This window comes from Nocardia sp. NPDC003269, from assembly GCF_042888005.1.
In the GTDB taxonomy this organism is placed as follows: Bacteria; Actinomycetota; Actinomycetes; order Mycobacteriales; family Mycobacteriaceae; genus Nocardia.
Genome location: NZ_JBIAPA010000002.1, coordinates 1,396,358 through 1,412,318, shown reverse-complemented (window position 1 = coordinate 1,412,318; position 15,961 = coordinate 1,396,358). Strand labels below are relative to the sequence as shown.

At 72.1% G+C, this 15,961-nt stretch carries 17 protein-coding genes; 7 read left to right on the top strand and 10 right to left on the bottom strand.

Going from position 1 to position 15,961, the window contains the following annotated elements; all coding sequences use genetic code 11:
• Positions 1 to 12: 12 nt before the first annotated feature.
• Genes ACFYWJ_RS16910 through pyrR form a run of 3 tightly spaced genes read right to left on the bottom strand, consistent with a single transcriptional unit; the run spans position 13 to position 2,893 of the window.
• Positions 13 to 1,311, bottom strand: a complete 1,299-nt coding sequence (locus tag ACFYWJ_RS16910; protein WP_355281370.1) for a dihydroorotase — start codon at positions 1,309 to 1,311, stop codon at positions 13 to 15.
• Positions 1,308 to 2,264, bottom strand: a complete 957-nt coding sequence (locus ACFYWJ_RS16905) for an aspartate carbamoyltransferase catalytic subunit (RefSeq protein ID WP_280347981.1) — start codon at positions 2,262 to 2,264, stop codon at positions 1,308 to 1,310. Before ACFYWJ_RS16905 ends, ACFYWJ_RS16910 begins: the two co-directional genes overlap by 4 nt.
• Positions 2,261 to 2,893, bottom strand: a complete 633-nt coding sequence (pyrR, locus tag ACFYWJ_RS16900; protein ID WP_355281373.1) for a bifunctional pyr operon transcriptional regulator/uracil phosphoribosyltransferase PyrR — start codon at positions 2,891 to 2,893, stop codon at positions 2,261 to 2,263. The genes ACFYWJ_RS16905 and pyrR overlap by 4 nt, the downstream gene beginning before the upstream one ends.
• Positions 2,894 to 3,443: 550 nt before the next feature.
• Here pyrR and ACFYWJ_RS16895 point away from each other — a divergent pair.
• The gene (locus ACFYWJ_RS16895) at positions 3,444 to 3,731 is read left to right on the top strand and encodes a hypothetical protein (RefSeq protein WP_355281375.1); all 288 of its coding nucleotides are present in this window, start codon (positions 3,444 to 3,446) and stop codon (positions 3,729 to 3,731) included.
• A gap of 85 nt (positions 3,732 to 3,816) precedes the next feature.
• Here the strand turns inward: ACFYWJ_RS16895 and ACFYWJ_RS16890 are convergent, their stop codons facing one another.
• Complete coding sequence (locus ACFYWJ_RS16890; protein WP_355281378.1) at positions 3,817 to 4,593, bottom strand: AraC family transcriptional regulator; 777 nt, start codon at positions 4,591 to 4,593, stop codon at positions 3,817 to 3,819.
• A gap of 44 nt (positions 4,594 to 4,637) precedes the next feature.
• Between ACFYWJ_RS16890 and ACFYWJ_RS16885 the strand changes: the two genes are divergently transcribed.
• The gene (locus ACFYWJ_RS16885) at positions 4,638 to 5,021 is read left to right on the top strand and encodes a hypothetical protein (protein ID WP_355281380.1); all 384 of its coding nucleotides are present in this window, start codon (positions 4,638 to 4,640) and stop codon (positions 5,019 to 5,021) included.
• 88 nt (positions 5,022 to 5,109) lie between these two features.
• Here ACFYWJ_RS16885 and ACFYWJ_RS16880 read toward each other — a convergent pair whose 3' ends face one another.
• From ACFYWJ_RS16880 to ACFYWJ_RS16870, 3 genes are all read right to left on the bottom strand, one after another.
• Complete coding sequence (locus tag ACFYWJ_RS16880) at positions 5,110 to 5,898, bottom strand: MerR family transcriptional regulator (RefSeq protein WP_355281383.1); 789 nt, start codon at positions 5,896 to 5,898, stop codon at positions 5,110 to 5,112.
• Positions 5,899 to 5,927: 29 nt separating this feature from the next.
• Complete coding sequence (locus ACFYWJ_RS16875) at positions 5,928 to 6,431, bottom strand: VOC family protein (protein ID WP_355281386.1); 504 nt, start codon at positions 6,429 to 6,431, stop codon at positions 5,928 to 5,930.
• Between the two features lie 63 nt (positions 6,432 to 6,494).
• Positions 6,495 to 7,406 carry an EamA family transporter gene (locus ACFYWJ_RS16870; RefSeq protein WP_355281389.1) on the bottom strand — a complete coding sequence of 304 codons (912 nt, stop codon included), beginning with the start codon at positions 7,404 to 7,406 and terminating at the stop codon, positions 6,495 to 6,497.
• 116 nt (positions 7,407 to 7,522) lie between these two features.
• Between ACFYWJ_RS16870 and ACFYWJ_RS16865 the strand changes: the two genes are divergently transcribed.
• Entirely contained in the window at positions 7,523 to 8,413 is an 891-nt protein-coding gene (locus tag ACFYWJ_RS16865; RefSeq protein WP_355281392.1) for an RNA polymerase sigma-70 factor, read from the top strand.
• A 15-nt stretch (positions 8,414 to 8,428) separates the two neighbouring features.
• Here ACFYWJ_RS16865 and ACFYWJ_RS16860 read toward each other — a convergent pair whose 3' ends face one another.
• Together ACFYWJ_RS16860 and ACFYWJ_RS16855 are read right to left on the bottom strand one after the other, a co-directional pair.
• Entirely contained in the window at positions 8,429 to 9,955 is a 1,527-nt protein-coding gene (locus ACFYWJ_RS16860; RefSeq protein ID WP_355281531.1) for an FAD-dependent monooxygenase, read from the bottom strand.
• Between the two features lie 167 nt (positions 9,956 to 10,122).
• Positions 10,123 to 10,818, bottom strand: a complete 696-nt coding sequence (locus ACFYWJ_RS16855) for a MerR family transcriptional regulator (protein ID WP_355281395.1) — start codon at positions 10,816 to 10,818, stop codon at positions 10,123 to 10,125.
• Positions 10,819 to 10,930: 112 nt separating this feature from the next.
• Here ACFYWJ_RS16855 and ACFYWJ_RS16850 point away from each other — a divergent pair, with 112 nt between their 5' ends.
• Both ACFYWJ_RS16850 and ACFYWJ_RS16845 read left to right on the top strand, forming a co-directional pair.
• Positions 10,931 to 12,151, top strand: a complete 1,221-nt coding sequence (locus tag ACFYWJ_RS16850; protein ID WP_355281397.1) for an erythromycin esterase family protein — start codon at positions 10,931 to 10,933, stop codon at positions 12,149 to 12,151.
• A gap of 37 nt (positions 12,152 to 12,188) precedes the next feature.
• Positions 12,189 to 12,812, top strand: coding sequence for an alpha-ketoglutarate-dependent dioxygenase AlkB (locus ACFYWJ_RS16845; protein ID WP_355281400.1), 624 nt, complete (start codon positions 12,189 to 12,191; stop codon positions 12,810 to 12,812).
• A gap of 173 nt (positions 12,813 to 12,985) precedes the next feature.
• On the opposite strand, the gene ACFYWJ_RS16840 is transcribed toward ACFYWJ_RS16845, so the two are convergent.
• Positions 12,986 to 13,561, bottom strand: a complete 576-nt coding sequence (locus tag ACFYWJ_RS16840; protein WP_355281403.1) for a helix-turn-helix domain-containing protein — start codon at positions 13,559 to 13,561, stop codon at positions 12,986 to 12,988.
• A gap of 97 nt (positions 13,562 to 13,658) precedes the next feature.
• On the opposite strand from ACFYWJ_RS16840, the gene ACFYWJ_RS16835 reads away from it, so the two are divergent.
• Positions 13,659 to 14,624: a zinc-binding dehydrogenase gene (locus ACFYWJ_RS16835; protein WP_355281406.1), complete on the top strand. Its 966-nt coding sequence runs from the start codon at positions 13,659 to 13,661 to the stop codon at positions 14,622 to 14,624.
• A gap of 114 nt (positions 14,625 to 14,738) precedes the next feature.
• Positions 14,739 to 15,926, top strand: coding sequence for a serpin family protein (locus ACFYWJ_RS16830; protein ID WP_355281408.1), 1,188 nt, complete (start codon positions 14,739 to 14,741; stop codon positions 15,924 to 15,926).
• The last annotated feature ends 35 nt before the right edge of the window (positions 15,927 to 15,961 follow it).

Below are 15,961 nucleotides of genomic sequence, written 5' to 3'. Positions count from 1 at the left end.
TTCCTGGCCTCCCTAGATCCCGACCGCCTTGCCCTCGCGGGCAGTTACCCGGCCGCGCAGCACGGTGGCTGACACCTTGGCCGGGAACGTCATGTCCTCGAACGGGGTGTTGTTCGAGATGCTCGCCAGTTCGGCGCCGTGCACCGTCCACTCGGCGTCGGGGTCGATCAGCGTGAGGTTGGCCGGTTCACCGACGGCGATCGGGCGGCCGTGGTCGTCGAGGCCGACGATCGCGGCGGGCTTCTCGCTCATCACCCGGGCGACGCCGCGCCAATCGAGCAGGCCGGGCTGGACCATCGTCTGCACGATGATCGACAGCGCCGTCTCCAGCCCCAGCATGCCGGGCCGGGCGGCCGCGAACTCGCAGCACTTGTCCTGCTCGGCGTGCGGGGCGTGGTCGGTGGCGACACAGTCGATGACACCCTCGGCCAGTGCCTGGCGCAGGGCCGCCACGTCGGCGGACTCGCGCAGCGGCGGGTTCACCTTGTTGACCGCGTCGTAGGTCTCCAAGCGCGAGTCGTCGAGCAGCAGGTGGTGCGGGGTGACCTCGGCGGTGATCGAGATGCCCTGGGACTTGGCCCATTTCACCAGTTCGACGGTGCCCGCGGTGGAGGCGTGGCAGATGTGCACGCGGGCCCCGGCGTCGCGGGCCAGCAGCGCGTCGCGCGCGACGATCGACTCCTCGGCGGCGCGCGGCCAGCCGGCCAGGCCGAGGCGGGCGGCGTTGGGGCCCTCGTGCGCGACGGCGCCCTTGGTCAGCCGCGGCTCCTCCGCGTGCTGGGCGATCAGCACGCCCAGCGAGTTCGCGTATTCCAGCGCGCGGCGCATGATCAGCGGGTCGTAGACGCAGTGGCCGTCGTCGGAGAACATCCGCACCTGGCCGACGCCCGCCGCCATGGTGCCCATCTCGGCGAGCTGCTTGCCCTCGAGCCCGACGGTGACCGCGCCGACCGGGAACACGTCGACCAGGCCCACCTCCTGGCCGCGCCGCCACACGTGATCGGTGATGACGTGCGAGTCGGCCACCGGGCTGGTGTTGGCCATCGCGAACACCGCGGTGTAGCCACCCAGTGCCGCCGCGGCCGAACCGGTTTCGATGGTCTCGGTGTCCTCGCGGCCGGGCTCGCGCAGGTGGGTGTGCAGGTCGACGAAGCCGGGCAGCAGGATCTGGCCGTCGCCGTCGATCACCTCCGCGCCCGCCGAAGCCTCGATGCCGGAACCGATCTCGGCGATGACGCTGTCGCGCACCAGCACGTCGACCGGCTCGCCCTCGCCGTAGGGCCGGACATTCTTGATCAGCAATTCACTCACGCCGCCACCTCCTGGGTGCCGACGAGTAGCCGGAACAACACGGCCATCCGCATGTGCACTCCGTTCGTCACCTGTTGCAGGACTGCCGCTTTCGGCGAGTCGGCGACCGCCGAGGCGATCTCCATGCCGCGCAGCATCGGACCGGGGTGCAGCACCACCGCGTCGTCGCCGAGCAGGCCCATCCGCCGTTCGGACAGTCCGTAGTTGATCGAGTACTCGCGGGCCGACGGGAAGAAGCCGCCGTTCATCCGCTCGGCCTGCACGCGCAGCATCATGACCGCGTCGGCACCGGGCAGTTCCGCGTCCAGCGAGGTCGCGACCCGGCACGGCCAGCTGTCCACGCCCACCGGCAGCAGCGTGCGCGGCGCGACCAGCACCACTTCGGCACCGAGGGTGTTGAGCAGCAAGACATTCGAGCGCGCGACCCGGCTGTGCAGGATGTCGCCGACCAGCACGATCCGCTTGCCCTCGATGTCGCCGAGACGCTGGCGCAGGGTCAGCGCGTCGAGCAGCGCCTGGGTGGGGTGCTGGTGGGTGCCGTCGCCCGCGTTGATGATCGAGGGGGCGGCGCGGTTCTCCTCGCGCGCCCACTGTTCCATCCAGCGCGCGATCTGGTGCGCGGCGCCGGAGGCCGGGTGGCGCACGATCAGCGCGTCGGCGCCCGCCGCGTGCAGGGTGAGCGCGGTGTCGCGCAGGGATTCGCCCTTGGAGACCGAGGAACTCGACGCGCTCACGTTGATCACGTCGGCGCTCATCCACTTGCCCGCGACCTCGAACGACACCCGGGTGCGGGTGGAGTTCTCGTAGAACACCGTCATCACGGTGCGGCCGCGCAGCGTCGGCAGCTTCTTCACCTCGCGGCCGAGCAGAGCCTGTTCGAAGCGCTCGGCTTCGTCGAGGAGTTCGGTGGCGGTGCCGCGATCCAGGTCGGCCACCGTCAACAAATGCTTCACTGCTGCGCCTCCTGGTGCAGGTACACACCGTCGTGTCCGTCGTGCTCGGTCAGCAGGACCGAGATGTCCTCGGCGCGCGAGGTCGGCACGTTCTTGCCGACGTAGTCGGCGCGGATCGGCAGTTCGCGGTGGCCGCGGTCGATGAGCACCGCGAGCTGGACCGCGCGGGGGCGGCCAAGGTCGCGCAGGCCGTCGAGGGCCGAGCGGACGGTGCGGCCGGAGAACAGCACGTCGTCGACGAGGACGACGAGGGCGTTCTCGATCCCGCCGTCGGGCACCGAGGTGCGCTCGAGCGGACGGTGCGGACGGCTGCGCAGGTCGTCGCGGTAGAGGGTGATGTCGAGCGAGCCGAGCGCGGGCCGCACGCCGGAGAATTCCTCGATCTTGGCGGCGAGCCGGTTGGCCAGCGTGGTGCCGCGGGTCGGGATGCCCATGAGAACCACCCGCGGTGCGTCGGCGTCGCCGGAATCCAGGGCGGTCTTCTCGATGATCTGATGCGCGATGCGCGCGACGGTCCGGTTCACGTCCGACGGCGACAACAGCTCGCGGCCGGCTGCCACCCACTCGGGAGTGTGCCGCTGCGATGTTTCGCCCGCGCCGGTTCTGGCCGCCCGTTCGGGCACAGCCATGCCGACCTCCTTCCCCGCCTCACCGGACGGTCCGTTAAAGGATGCCTAACTCGCGCTCCACCCTATCAGCGTCCCGACCGGCCTTTGACCAGGTAGGCCCACCTGTGAGCGCGACCACGACGCCGCACCCCACCCCACCACGTGCGGCCCCGATCACACCCCACCCGAAACCCCTGTGAGCGCTGCGGTTTCACCCCCCACCCGACCCGACTCCCCCACCATCACACGTGACGCCATTCACGAACCACCCGACCGGCCACCGTCGCCCGCTCGACCAGCCTCGGGCAGCGGCTGCCGTGATGAGCGCTTGTCGGCGTGAGGGGGGCCGACTAGACTGTGACGCGCACCACACCCGTTCGCCCGGATGTGGTGCCGATCTTCAGCGCACAGCGTGGCCTGATCGGAGCGCCGGGTCACGGCGATCTTCTTCGGCCGGCTCGTCGACGAGCCGGGTTCGATCGTCGCTCCCCTTCGGCTCGACCGCCCGAGCGGTGCGGACGAGCGATTCCGTGCACCCTTCCGCACGACCATTCGGCAAGGAGATGACGTCATGGCTGTTGCCGTCGAACTCGATTTCCCCGGCGCGACGCTGGAGCAGTACGACCAGGTGCTGGAGAAGATGGGCTTCACCCACGGGGGCACCGGCGGGCCCGGGATGATCTTCCATGTGGTGCGCAAGACCGACGACGGGTTCCATGTCACCGATGTGTGGGAGTCCGCCGCCCAGTTCCAGGAGTTCGCGGAGACCACGCTCCGGCCGCTCAGCCAGGAGGTCGGTCTGACCGCGGAGCCGGTCATCACGATCCACGAGGCCCACAACTTCCTGACGCGGGGCTGAACCGCTCGCCGACCGTGACGCGGGGTCACGGCCGGCGAGCGTGGCCCCTGGGCGCACCGGGATCGCGTCGAGCCGGTTCGGGCCGCTACGTCGCGAGCAAGGCCCGTTCCTCGACGACGATGCGGGTGCCGGCACCCAGCAGTTCGGCGGCGGTCAGGCCGAACAGGGCGTGGAAGGTGTCGCTGAAATGGGAGGGGCTGGCGAATCCGGCGGCGGCCGACGCGGTGGTGAGATCGGCGCCGTCGGCCACCGCCCGGCCGACGGCGAGCATCCGGGCCCACACCCGATAGCGGCGGAAGGTGGTGCCCGCCTGGGCGGAGAACAGGTGCAGCAGACGGGATTTCGACAGATGAACCGCGGCGGCGAGCTGATCGGCGGAGACGGCCGCGGCGGGGTCGGCGCACAGCAGCGCGGTCGCGGCGGCGATCCGGGGATCGAGGGCGGGGCTCGCGGTTCCGGACGCCAGGTCGAGGAGGTCGAGCGGCGCGGAGTCGGTGGCGGCGCGCCGGATCAGGGCGGATTCGTCCGCGTGGGCGACACCGAAACCGCCGATATCCTCGCGCATCCGGTGTCGGCAGGCCGCGGCGCGGGGTGAGCCGGGATCGAGGTAGCAGAACAGCATTCGGCCCTCGGCGACGATCCGGTGCGGCGTGCGCGGCGGCACCAGCACACTGCGGGCCGTCCGCGCACCGATTGCGTCGGCCTCGACCGTGAACGCCGCGTCGAGCCCGACGGCCAGGCAGGCCACCGACCCGGAGTGCCGGTCCAGCCGCAGCGACGGGCCACGGTAGATCGCGTGCCCGGCCCACAGCCACACCGTCGCCGGAGGTCGGCACGTTTCCGGAAGTGGTGCTGCGCCCATACCCGCCATGCTTGCACGAACAGTGTCGAAGGAGAGGTGGACGGATGGTCGGGGATATCGTCGGCGCGGCGTTGCTGGTGGTCGTGGGGCTGGTCCATGTCCTGCCCGGGGTGGTCGCGGTGGCGCCGGGACGGGTCGCGACGGCCTACGGCACCGAGGTGCCGAACCGGGATCTCGAGTTGCTGCTCCGGCATCGGGCCGTCCTGCTCGCGCTGGTCGGGATCGGGCTGATCATCGGCGCGTTCGTCCCGTCGGTCCGAGCGGTGACCATCGGGGCCGGAATCCTCAGCACCGCTTCGTTTCTCGTGCTCACCGCGACGATCGGCCCCGGGGCGCTCAATTCGCGAACGCTGCGGGTGGCCCGGGTCGATGTGGGTGCGCTCGCCGCACTGGTGGTCGCGGCGCTGGTCTTCGCGGTCACCGGCTGAGCTCGGGCGTCGAAAGGCGCGCGAACCGAAACCCAGACTCCGGGCTATCCGCCAGATCATCACTGTGACAGCTCGTTTCGCGGCGGACTCAGGCCCAGGTGGCCGTCTCGGGATCGACACCGTTGGCCTGGGCATTGGCGTCGATGACCGCACTCAGCCAGCTGGTCAGACCGGGCTCGATGGCGTCGTAGAACGCCGTGTACTCCGGGTCGCCGACATAGCGACGGCCCAGGCAGACATGCATCGCGTGCGTGCAGTCGAAGTAGACCGCGATCGACGCGCGATGCCGTTCGGCCAGTGCGCTCGCGCGCGCACTGCCGGGCGCGACACCGGCGCGGAGGGCATCGGCGAGGTCGGCGTGCAGGGCGGCGGTGTCCTCGGCGATCCGCTGCCAGTCCCGCGCCGACCGCTCCGCCGCGCGTTCGGCGTACTGGGTCCACTGCGGGGTGTCGCCCCATCGCTCGCGGGCCTGCGCCACCCAGGACGGCTGCCAGTCGCCGCCGAAGATCGCGACCTGGTCCTGCGGGCTGAGCCGGATGCCCGATTCCCTGGCCTCGATCATCCGGTCCATCGCCTCGGTGGTGCGCCGCAGCCGCCGCAGCCTGGCGTGCAGCGCGTCGCGTTGCTTGCGCAGGGTGGCCAGCGCGTCGGCGGCCGGCGCGTCCAGTAGCGCGCCGATCTCGTCCAGCGGCACCCCCAGCTCGCGGTAGACGACCACGCGCTGGGCGCGGACCAGATCGGCCGCCGTGTACAGGCGATAGCCGGCGCCGGTGCGGTCGGACGGGTGCACCAGCCCGACCGCGTCCCAGTGGTGCAGGGTGCGCGTCGTGACGCCGAGCAGTTCCGCCGCGACGCCGACGGTGAGCGGTTCGGACACGGCCTCCAGTGTGCCGTGCCCGGCGCCCGTCATCGCTCAGGCGCTTCGATGCCGATCGACCGGAGGTGCGCGGCCGCCGGGCTGTCCGGGTCCAGCGGCTGGGCGGCCGTCATGATCACGCGGAGGTTCTCCGGGGTGCGGACCTCGACTTCGACGGAGTTCCACGGCATGACCCGGGGCCCGGTCGTGCACCCGGGCGCCGCCGTCTCGCACGCGGCGACGATCCCCTCGATCTCACCGAGCACACACGAGAAACTCACCGTGGTGGCCGGCGCGTCGGCCGGGCGCTCCCCCGGCACCAGCAGGACGTCCTGAAATGCCCAGCGGCGCAGGTGCGTCAGCTGCCCCGGCACCGTGAACAGGTCGAAGAATCCGAGACCCCGCACCCAGAAGTCCACCGACGCGGTGAGATCCCCGGTCGGCACGGTGACGAACATCGGCATGCCGTAGAGACCGCGGAACAGTTCGGGCGCAACGGCATCCGGTCCGGGAACGGGAACCGGGCTCATCTCGAAAGCGGGAAAGGTGTTCATACCGGCATGGTCGACCCTGACGCTACGTGAGGGTCAAACCGCGAGCTGCCCGCGCCGGACCCGCTACAGCGGAGCGGGTGGCTCCGGGGTGGGCTGGCGGGCGGGGAGCGCGCTGATCGTCAGGGCCAGCATGACCAGGGCGATGCCGGTCAGTTCGAGGGCGGTCGGGCGCTGGGCCAGGGCGATGGCACCGACGACGGTGGCGGTGGCGGGCAGCAGCGCGAGCAACAGGGCGAAGCGAGCCCGGCCGACCGCGGTCAGGACGACCTGGTCCAGCGCGTACGGGACCGCGCTCGACAGCACGCCGACACCGAGACCGAACAGCCAGGTGCGGGGGTCGGCGAAGACCGACGGGTCGATCGCGAGCTGCGGGACCAGGACGAACGGCGCGAGCAGGGCCGCGGCGGCCGCCATGCCGACGGCGAGCGAGTCCAGGCCGTCGCCCGCGTCGGCCACCCGCTTGCCGACCAGGATGTAGCCCGCCCACAGCACCGCCGACGCCACCGCGAACGCCAGCCCGACCGGCTCGACGTCGAACTGCACCCCGGCCAGCAGCAGCACCCCGACGGCGACCAGCACGACCGCGAGCACATCCCTGGCCCGGCGCGAGCCGAGCGTGGCCACCGCCACCGGACCGAGGAATTCGATGGCGACGGCGGTGCCCAGCGGAATCCGCGCGATCGCCTCGTAGAACACGATGTTCATCGACACCGTGACGACGCCGAAACCGGCCGCCACGGCGACACCGCGCCGGGTCCACCGCGTGCGCCACGGTCGCCGCCAGGCCAGCAGCGCCAGCCCGGCCGCGGCGGCGCGCAACCACGCCACGGTCGCCGGTTCGGTGGTGTCGAACAGGAACACGCCCAGCGCGGCGCCGAGGTACTGCGAGGTCGCGCCGACGACGAACACCAGCGGCACCGACCAGCCGGGCAGGACGGGGCGGGTCGGCCGCTCGGTCGTCGAGATCGCATCCACTCCAGGAGTAATCCACAGCCGACCGCGGATTTCAACGCGTGACCGACCCCACTGTCACACCGTGACCGGCCGCGGCGTCTCATGGGGAAGACCGGCACCGACAGACAGGACCACCCATGAGCGAGGGACCCGACGCCGCCACCGCGGCCTTCGTGACGCACCGCAACCTGCTCTTCACGGTCGCCTACGAGATCCTGGGCTCGGCCGCCGACGCCGAGGACGTGCTGCAGGAGACCTGGCTGCGCTGGGCCGACGTGGATCAGGCCGAGATCCGCGATCCGCGCGCGTATCTCGTCCGGATCGCGACCCGGCAGGCACTGACCCGGCTGCGCACCCTCGGCAGGCGCAAGGAGACCTATGTCGGGCCGTGGCTGCCCGAACCGCTGCTCACCGCACCGGATGTCGCCGAGGACGTGGAGCTGGCCGACAGCGTCTCGATGGCGATGATGCTGGTGCTCGAGACGCTCGCCCCGATCGAACGGGCGGTGTTCGTCCTGCGCGAGGTCTTCGACCTGGCCTACGACGAGATCGCCGCCGCGGTGGACAAGAGCCCGGCCGCGGTGCGCCAGATCGCGCACCGGGCCAGGGCCCACGTCGCCGCGCGCAGGCCGCGCGGTCCGGTGTCCTCCGCGCAGAGCCGCGACGCGCTGGCGGCGTTCGCCCGCGCCGTCGAGACCGGTGACCTGCAGGGACTGCTCGATCTGCTCGCGCCGGAGGTGGTGCTGCTCGCCGACGGCGGCGGTGTGGTCAAGGCGGTCGTGCGCCCGATCGTCGGCGCCGACAAGGTCGCGCGGTTGATGGCGGGCGGCCTGCCCCGGTTTCCCGGTGCAGTGTCGACCGAGCCGACCCAGATCAACGGCGCGCCCGCCCTGATCGTGCGGCGCGACGGCACGGTCGACAGCGTCGTCACCGTCCGCCTCGACGACGGGGCGATCACCGGTCTGTATGTGGTGCGCAATCCCGAGAAGCTGTCGCGGATCGAGCGGGCGACCACCGTCGCCCGCTGATCCGCGACGGCGTGGTCAGGGCGTGCCAACCCAGGTGTCGAGCGCGGCGCGCAGGGCGGGCGCCGCGGCCTCGGCGGATTCGTCGACGCCCGCGGCCCAGGCGACGTAGGCGTCGGGCCGCAGCAGCAGCGCGTCGGCGGGCCGGTCCGCGGTCTCGGCGGTGACGATCACGATCCGCGGTTCCCGTGCCAGGGCGAGTTCGCGCAGCTCCGCGCGATCGGCGAGGTCGAGCAGGACCGGCCGCGCGGCGTGCAGCAGTTCGGCGACGCTCGTCGTGCCCTGCTCGGTGCGCAGCGGGAGGTCGGGCGCGAACGCACCGGCCAGCGGGTGCGGGTCGGCGCCGGGCACCGGATAGCGGACGTCACCGGCCGAGATCATGCCCGCCAGTTTGCGCAGCGCGGGCTCGTCGGCGAACAGCTCCTGGAACACCGCGCGCAGCGCGTCGGCGGCCTCGTCCTGGCCACGGCGCAGCGCGGCCTGGGCGCGGGTCTGCTGCAACGCCCGGCCCGCGGCGGCGTACCGCTCGTCGTGGTAGGTGTCGAGCAGACCGGGCGCGGCGGTGCCCTGGACGGTGGCGGCCAGCTTCCACGCCAGGTTGACCGAGTCGAGCATGCCGACATTGAGCGCCGTGCCGGTGGCGGGCAGCAGATGCGCGGCGTCGCCCGCGAGCAGGACCCGCCCGACCCGGTAGCGCTCGGCCCGGCGGGCCTGGAACTGGTAGCGCGACAATCGGACCGGTGCGCCCAGCGGCAACTCGGCACCGAGGACACGCGCGGCGCTGGCACCGAGTTCGGCCAGGGTCAGCGGGTCGTCGTTGTCGTATTCGGTGAACTCCTCCTCGGTGGTCTGGAAGAACATCACCCGCTCGTCGGCCCGCACCGGACCGATCGCGAAGACACCGCGCTCGGTCCGGGTGAAGCCGGGCTGGATCGGGCCGAAGCCGGGCACGTCGATGCCGCCGTCGTCGAGCACGGCGACCGAGTCCGGCAGCGCGACCACTCCGAGCCGGTTGACCTCGGGAAAGGTGTTGCCGGGGAACGGGATCGCGGCCAGTTCCCGGACCCGGCTGCGTCCGCCGTCGCACCCGGCCACGTACTGCGCGCGCACCCGGTACGGCCCGTCCGGCCCGGTGACTTCGACGGTCACCGCGTCGTCGTCCTGCGCGAGCGCGATCACCTCGTGCCCGCGGCGGATCTCCGCGCCCAGTTCGACAGCCCGCTCGGCGAGCAGCTCTTCGACCCGCGCCTGCGGAATGCCCATCGCGTCCATCGGCCCGTCCGCCAGCGGACCGAAGTCGACGTGCATGCCACCGAACGGGAAGATCGGGGCCGGGATCGGGCTGCCGACGGCGGTGAAGCGGTCGAGCAGGCCGCGGTAGCGCAGCATGTCCAGGATCCGGCCGCCCAGGCCGCTGGCCTTGTGCGCGGTGCCCGGCTCCGCGCGTCGTTCGAGCACCACGGGGCGCACCCCGGCCAGGGACAGTTCCCCGGCCAGCATCAACCCGGCAGGTCCGGCGCCGACCACGATCACGTCGGTCTTCATTTCACGCACTCGCGTCACTCCCATTTGTCGCCGGTCCGAATGTCGAGGTGAGATTGTGCAGGAGGACCGGGGTCTTGCCGCAAGCCCCCGGGTCGGCTATACCTTGGAAGGGGCGAAGAGCGATTCGGCCTCGCCCGCTCCGGCTTTCGCCGACTCCCCCGCCGCCGCTACGGCTCGTCGAGCAGGCACAGATAGCCGTCTAGCTGGGCCGCACCGGCGAGCAGGTGCCTGCCGCGCGCGGTCAGCCGATCCTGCCAATCCTCGAGGAAGACGCGCAACGCCTCGGTCCCGCCCGCCGCGCGCAGGGACTCGGCGAACTGCGCCACCTGGACCAGCCGGTAGCCGCCGCGCCGGAGCTGGCGCGCGATTTCGGCATCGCGCACCGCCGCTGCTCCGTAGATTCGATAACCCGTTCCCTGGTCGCGTTCGGGACGCAGGATGCCCGCGTCTTCCCACGTGCGCAGCGTCGCCGGATGCACACCGATCCGGCGCGCGAGCTCGCCGACGGTCAACGCGCGACCGGCGATCGGCGCGGGCTCGGCGGTCGACAGGCTCCCGAGGGCGGTGGCGACCTCGGTGCGGGTGGCGCGCTCGTCGAGCAGCGCGACATGGGCGACATCGAGGAGCCGGTACGCGGATTCGCGATCACCGCGATGGACGGCCCGCAGGATCGCGGCCGCCTGCTGATGCCCGTGCCCGCCGCGCAGCGCGAGGAAGGCCCGCAACGCCTGCGCGTGCCGGGCTGAATAGCGCCGGTATCCCGACGCGCTGCGCTCGGCCGCCGGGAGGATGCCCGCCTCGTCGTAATTGCGGATCGCCTGAGCGGACAATCCGTGTTCCCGGGCCAGATCGATCGGCCGCAAGCTCTACCTCCTTTGAGACTTTTCCCGGCTATCAGCAGGCAATATTCGAGAAAGTTTCACCCGAACCTTCAACGATACTGTCGAAGGCATGCCTACCGACCAAGGAGTGTTCATGCCTACCGTCACCACCCCACGCGACCTCGGCCGCGAGCTCGACGACTCGGCGAGCCTGGGCCGCGCCGTCGACGACCTGCTCGCCACCCGCGCCGAACCGCCGGTCCTGCTCGCCCTCGGCGAACCCACCCACGGGATCGCGGCATTTCCGTTGCTGCGCAACGAACTCCTGGCCCAGCTGGCCGAGCGGGGGTTCCGATCGATCGCGCTGGAATCCGATGTCTTCGCCGCCTCGATCGTCGACGACTACATCAACGGAGCGGCGACCGACCTCGAGACGGTCCTGGCGACCGGCTTCAGTCACCATTTCGGCGCCGTGCCCGGCAATCGCGAACTCGTCGAATGGCTGCGCGAGTACAACGCCGACCGCGCCCCCGCCGACCGCTTTCGCTTCCACGGCTTCGACGCGCCGACCGAGCAGACCGACGTGCCCAGCCCCCGAGTCGCGCTGACCACGGCCGGCGAGTATCTGCCCGAACCGCTGCGGCCGACGTCGATGCGCGAGCTCGAGGCGCTGCTCGGCGAGGATGCCGACTGGTCGAATCCGGCGGCCGTGTACGACCCGGCCGTCTCGATCGGCGATTCCGAGCGCGCCCGCGCGCTGCGCGTCGTCGCCGACGACATCGCGAGCGCGCTGCGGCGCGCGGCACCGTCGCTGCGGCCCGCCGACCCCGCCGGCTACGACCTCGCCCTCGCCTACGCGCGCACCGCACTCGGCCTGCTCCGCTACCACGCCGTCATGGCCACGCCCGGCCCCGATCGCATCGCGAACCTGCTCAGCGTCCGCGCGGAGATGATGGCCGACAACTTGCACGCGATCGTCGCCGCCGAGCAGGGACGCGGACCGACCCTGGTCTTCGCGCACAACGTGCACCTGCAACGCGCCGGATCCACCCTGACCATGGGCGGCGAGGACGCGCACTGGTCCGCGGCGGGCGCGCTGGTCGCGCTCACCCTGGGCGAGCGCTACACGTTCGTGGCGACCGACGCCAACCCGACCAGCGCACCGGGCACCCTCCAGTTCGAACTGGCCGCGGCCACCACCCGCCGCACGCTGTTCCCCGCCCCCGCCCTGCGCGCCGCGCTCCCGCCGTCGATCCGCGCGGGCGAGCCGATCGTGCCCGGTCACCTCCCGTTCGAACCGGACGGGCTCGCGGGCGCCGACGCGATCGTGTTCGTCGCCGACACCGACGGCACCCGACACGAATACTGGCACTGATCCGAACATACGTTCGAACGCGCGCTAGACTGTCGACATGTCGCTGCCCCTGCAAGGTTCACTGTTCGACGGTGAGGCGGTTGCGCTGGGTTCGATCGAGACGATCCGGCGCACCCAGCTCGACGCGACAGCCTGGGTGGACGTCCTGCCCGGCTGGCTGAGCGGCGCGAGCGTGGTGTTCGACCGGCTCGCGGAGCGGGTGCCGTGGCACGCCGAGCGCCGACCCATGTACGACCGGGTCGTCGACGTGCCACGCCTCGTGTCGTTCTTCGGCGAGCACGACCCGCTCCCCGACCGGATCCTCGTCGCCGCCAGGGACGCGTTGAGCGAGCACTACGCCGCCGAGCTCGGCGAACCCTTCCGCACGGCCGGGCTGTGCTTCTATCGCGACGGCCGCGACAGCGTGGCCTGGCACGGCGACACGATCGGGCGCGGCGCCACCCACGACACCATGGTCGCGATCGTCTCGGTCGGCGCGCCACGCGCCCTGCTGCTGCGCCCGCGCGGCGGCGGGGCCAGCGTGCGGTTCACCGCCGGGCACGGTGACCTGCTGGTGATGGGCGGCGCCTGCCAGCGCACCTGGGAGCACGCGGTACCCAAGACCACGCGCCCGGTCGGTCCACGCATCAGCATCCAGTTCCGCCCGCGCAACGTTCGCTGACGATCCAGCCGGAACCCGTGCCCGACACGGAGTTCCACGACTCCGCACAGACCGCCCCGGCCCCGCTACCGCACGATCCTCGCGATCGGGCATAACTCGGCGGTCGGGCTGACTGCCGAGCAGTTCACCCACCGGCCAGCCCTGGGCACCGTCACCGACTGTGCCGCAACCGGTTACGGCACGGTCAGCACCGAGTGCACGAGTTCCCGCACGCCCGCGCGCAACCGGTCGACCTCACCCGCCCTGGCCAGCTGCTGCGCGAGTTCCCCGCCGAGCGTCGACAGCAGCAACGCGCCGACCGTCTCCGCGTCGATATCCGGGCGCACCTCGTGCAACAGCGTGGTGATGTGCTCGGCCCAGAAGGCATGGAATTCCGCGCTGCGGGGATGCGGCGGCATGGCCTGGTAGGCGGCGATCAGCTCGACGTCGGCGGTGACCATGGTCGTCATCGCGTCGAAGAAGGCCAGTAGCCGGTCGGTCGCCGGGGCGCCGGGACCCAGCGGCGGCGGTCCGCTCGTCACCGCCGCCATCAACGCGATCGCCCCCTCGGCCACCAGCTCGTACAGCAGCCCGGCGCGGCTGCCGAAGCGGTGGAAGATGGTCCCCTTGCCGACGCCTGCGGCGGCCGCGACCCGGTCCATGGTCACCCCGGCCGCACCGTGTTCGGCCAGCAGCGCGGCGGTGGCGTCGAGGATCGCTCGACGGTTGCGCGCGGCGTCGGCGCGTTCGGTGGGGCGTGGGCCTGTCATCGCATCGCTTCCTCGGCATCGGCCGATCCGTTGACAAGTTGACCGCCGGTCCATATCGTTCGAATATCTGGACCGGCAGTCAACTTATGGAGTTCTGATGCAGGCAATCGTAATGACCGAGACCGGCGCCCCCGAGGTGCTGGTGCCGCGCGCGGTCGACGCACCGCGCCCGGGCGACGGGCAGGTCCTCGTCCGCGCCGAGGCGATCCCGGTGCTCTACCCGGAGACCAAGGTGCGGGCGGGCGAGTTCCCCGTCCCCGTCGCGCTGCCCGCGGTGTTCGGGTTCCAGGCGGCGGGCACGGTGACCGAGCTCGGCACCGGTGTGGACCCGGCGCTGCTCGGTGCCCGGGTCGTCGCCGCCACCAGCGGCGTCGGCGCCTACGCCGAACTCGTGGTGGCCGAGGCGGATTCGCTGACCGTCATCCCCGACGGCCTGCGCACCGACCTCGCCGCCGCCACCCAGATGCCCGGCTCGGTCGCGCTGGCCCTGGTCTCGACCGCGGCGCTCGCGCCGGGCGAGACCGTCCTGGTCGAAGCGGCCGCCACCGGCGTCGGCAGCGCGCTCACCCAGCTCTGCGCGGCGCGCGGGGTGCGGGTGATCGCCACCGCGGGCGGCGCCGAGAAGGCCCGGCTGGCCCGCGAGCACGGCGCCGCCGAGGTCGTCGACCACACCGCGCCCGACTGGGCCGATCAGCTCCGCGAACTGCTGGCGGGCGGCACCGTCGACGTCGTCTTCGACTCCATCGGCGGCGATTCCGTGACGCCGCTGCTCGACCTGATCACCCCGCGCACCGGCCGCGTCCTCAGCTACGGCTGGCTGGCCGGCGTCCCCACCCAGCTCACCGCCGTCGACCTGATCCTGCGCGGCCTCACCCTCACCGGCTGCGCGGGCCCCGCCTGGCTCGGCGAGGTGGCCCGCCGACGGGCGGACGCCCTCGACGCCGCCGCGCGGGGACAGTTGACCGTCGGCATCGACTCCGTTCTGCCGCTGACCGCGGCCGCCGACGCCCACCGCAAACTCGAGGACCGGAGCGCCCTCGGCACGGTCCTGTTGCGGCCGTAGTCCCGCCAGCCCGCGACCGGCCGCGCAGTGCGAGCTCTCGAAATCGGCCTCCGGGGCGGGCGATGAGGAGGGAGCCGGAGCCGGAGATCGGGCACTGGCCGTAGGATTCGGGGCATGGGGAGTCGAGTGGCGTTGCCTGTCCGTTCGTCGAATGCGCTGACCGCGCGATGGACCGCGACCTTCGCCGACGACGACGCCGTGGTGTCGGGGGCGGGCGCATGGGTACTGCTGGCGCTTCTGGCGGGGGCTGCCCAAGGGGCGGCTCGGGCGGAATTGGCGGCGGCGGTAGAGGTTTCGGCCGAGTCGGCGCATCAGGCCGGGCTGGAACTGCTGCGCTCGCTCGACTCCTCGGCCGACGTGGCGCTGGCGACCGGCGCCTGGGTGCGGCCGGGGATCGCGCTGCGGGACGAGTGGGTCCGCAGCATGCCCGAGGGCTCGGCGGGAACCCTGGTGGATCAGGCCGCGCTCGATGCCTGGGCAAGCGAGCGCACCGGCGGATTGATCGAGACGTTCCCGGTCACCGTCGACGCCTCGACGGTGTTCGCGCTGGCCACCGCGCTGGTCGCCCGGACCCGCTGGGTGACGCCGTTCCAGCTGATCCGCTGGACACCGGAATCCGGACCCTGGCGGGGACATCAGGGACCGGGGTTGTACCGCACCGGGCACGCCGACGGCAGCGTCTCGGTCCTCGGCACCGACGTGACCAGGGTGATCGTCACCGGCACCGGTGATCTCGACGTGCACCTGCTGATCGGTGCCGACGGGCCACGGCAGGCGTTGACCGCCGGGCTGGCCGCGCTCGACGGCGCGATCCCCGATGCGGTCGCGCCCACCGCCGACACGACAGCCCCGTGCCTGACGGTGCTGCGGCGCAAGATCTTCGGCGCGGGCGGTGACCGCGTCCAGGTGCAACTCCCGCCGTTCGAGGTCCGCGGCGCGCACGACCTCACCCGCCATGCCGCCCTGTTCGGCCTCGGCGCCGCGGGCAACGCGGAGTCCGGGCACTTCCCCGGGATCTCCGACACTCCGCTGGCGGTGAGCGCCGCCGGGCAGCACGTGATGGCCCGATTCGACGCCGAGGGCTTCGAGGCCGCCGCTGTCACCGCCGTGGCGATGCGCATGGGCAGCGTCCCCCAGGAGCAGTGGTCGACGATCACCGCCGTCCGCATCGACCGGCCGTTCGGCTTCCTCGCCGTACACCGGCCCACGGGAACGGCCGTTGTCGCAGGTCAGGTGACCCGCCCGCCACTGGAATGGGCGACCTCGTCCCCGTCCCGCCACACCCCGGGCGGCGCCCGGTGAGAGCGGTAATCGCCATTGCCGATTCTGTTGCTCGG

Excerpts from the sequence above, each read along its gene's own strand:
- ACFYWJ_RS16875 (WP_355281386.1), bottom strand. The coding sequence starts at position 6,431 with ATGAACACCTTTCCCGCTTTCGAGATGAGCCCGGTTCCCGTTCCCGGA.
- ACFYWJ_RS16845 (WP_355281400.1), top strand. The coding sequence starts at position 12,189 with ATGTCGCTGCCCCTGCAAGGTTCACTGTTCGACGGTGAGGCGGTTGCG.
- ACFYWJ_RS16895 (WP_355281375.1), top strand. The coding sequence starts at position 3,444 with ATGGCTGTTGCCGTCGAACTCGATTTCCCCGGCGCGACGCTGGAGCAG.
- ACFYWJ_RS16840 (WP_355281403.1), bottom strand. The coding sequence starts at position 13,561 with ATGACAGGCCCACGCCCCACCGAACGCGCCGACGCCGCGCGCAACCGT.
- pyrR (WP_355281373.1), bottom strand. The coding sequence starts at position 2,893 with ATGGCTGTGCCCGAACGGGCGGCCAGAACCGGCGCGGGCGAAACATCG.
- ACFYWJ_RS16850 (WP_355281397.1), top strand. The coding sequence starts at position 10,931 with ATGCCTACCGTCACCACCCCACGCGACCTCGGCCGCGAGCTCGACGAC.
- ACFYWJ_RS16885 (WP_355281380.1), top strand. The coding sequence starts at position 4,638 with ATGGTCGGGGATATCGTCGGCGCGGCGTTGCTGGTGGTCGTGGGGCTG.
- ACFYWJ_RS16865 (WP_355281392.1), top strand. The coding sequence starts at position 7,523 with ATGAGCGAGGGACCCGACGCCGCCACCGCGGCCTTCGTGACGCACCGC.
- ACFYWJ_RS16830 (WP_355281408.1), top strand. The coding sequence starts at position 14,739 with ATGGGGAGTCGAGTGGCGTTGCCTGTCCGTTCGTCGAATGCGCTGACC.
- ACFYWJ_RS16890 (WP_355281378.1), bottom strand. The coding sequence starts at position 4,593 with ATGGGCGCAGCACCACTTCCGGAAACGTGCCGACCTCCGGCGACGGTG.
- ACFYWJ_RS16860 (WP_355281531.1), bottom strand. The coding sequence starts at position 9,955 with ATGAAGACCGACGTGATCGTGGTCGGCGCCGGACCTGCCGGGTTGATG.
- ACFYWJ_RS16835 (WP_355281406.1), top strand. The coding sequence starts at position 13,659 with ATGCAGGCAATCGTAATGACCGAGACCGGCGCCCCCGAGGTGCTGGTG.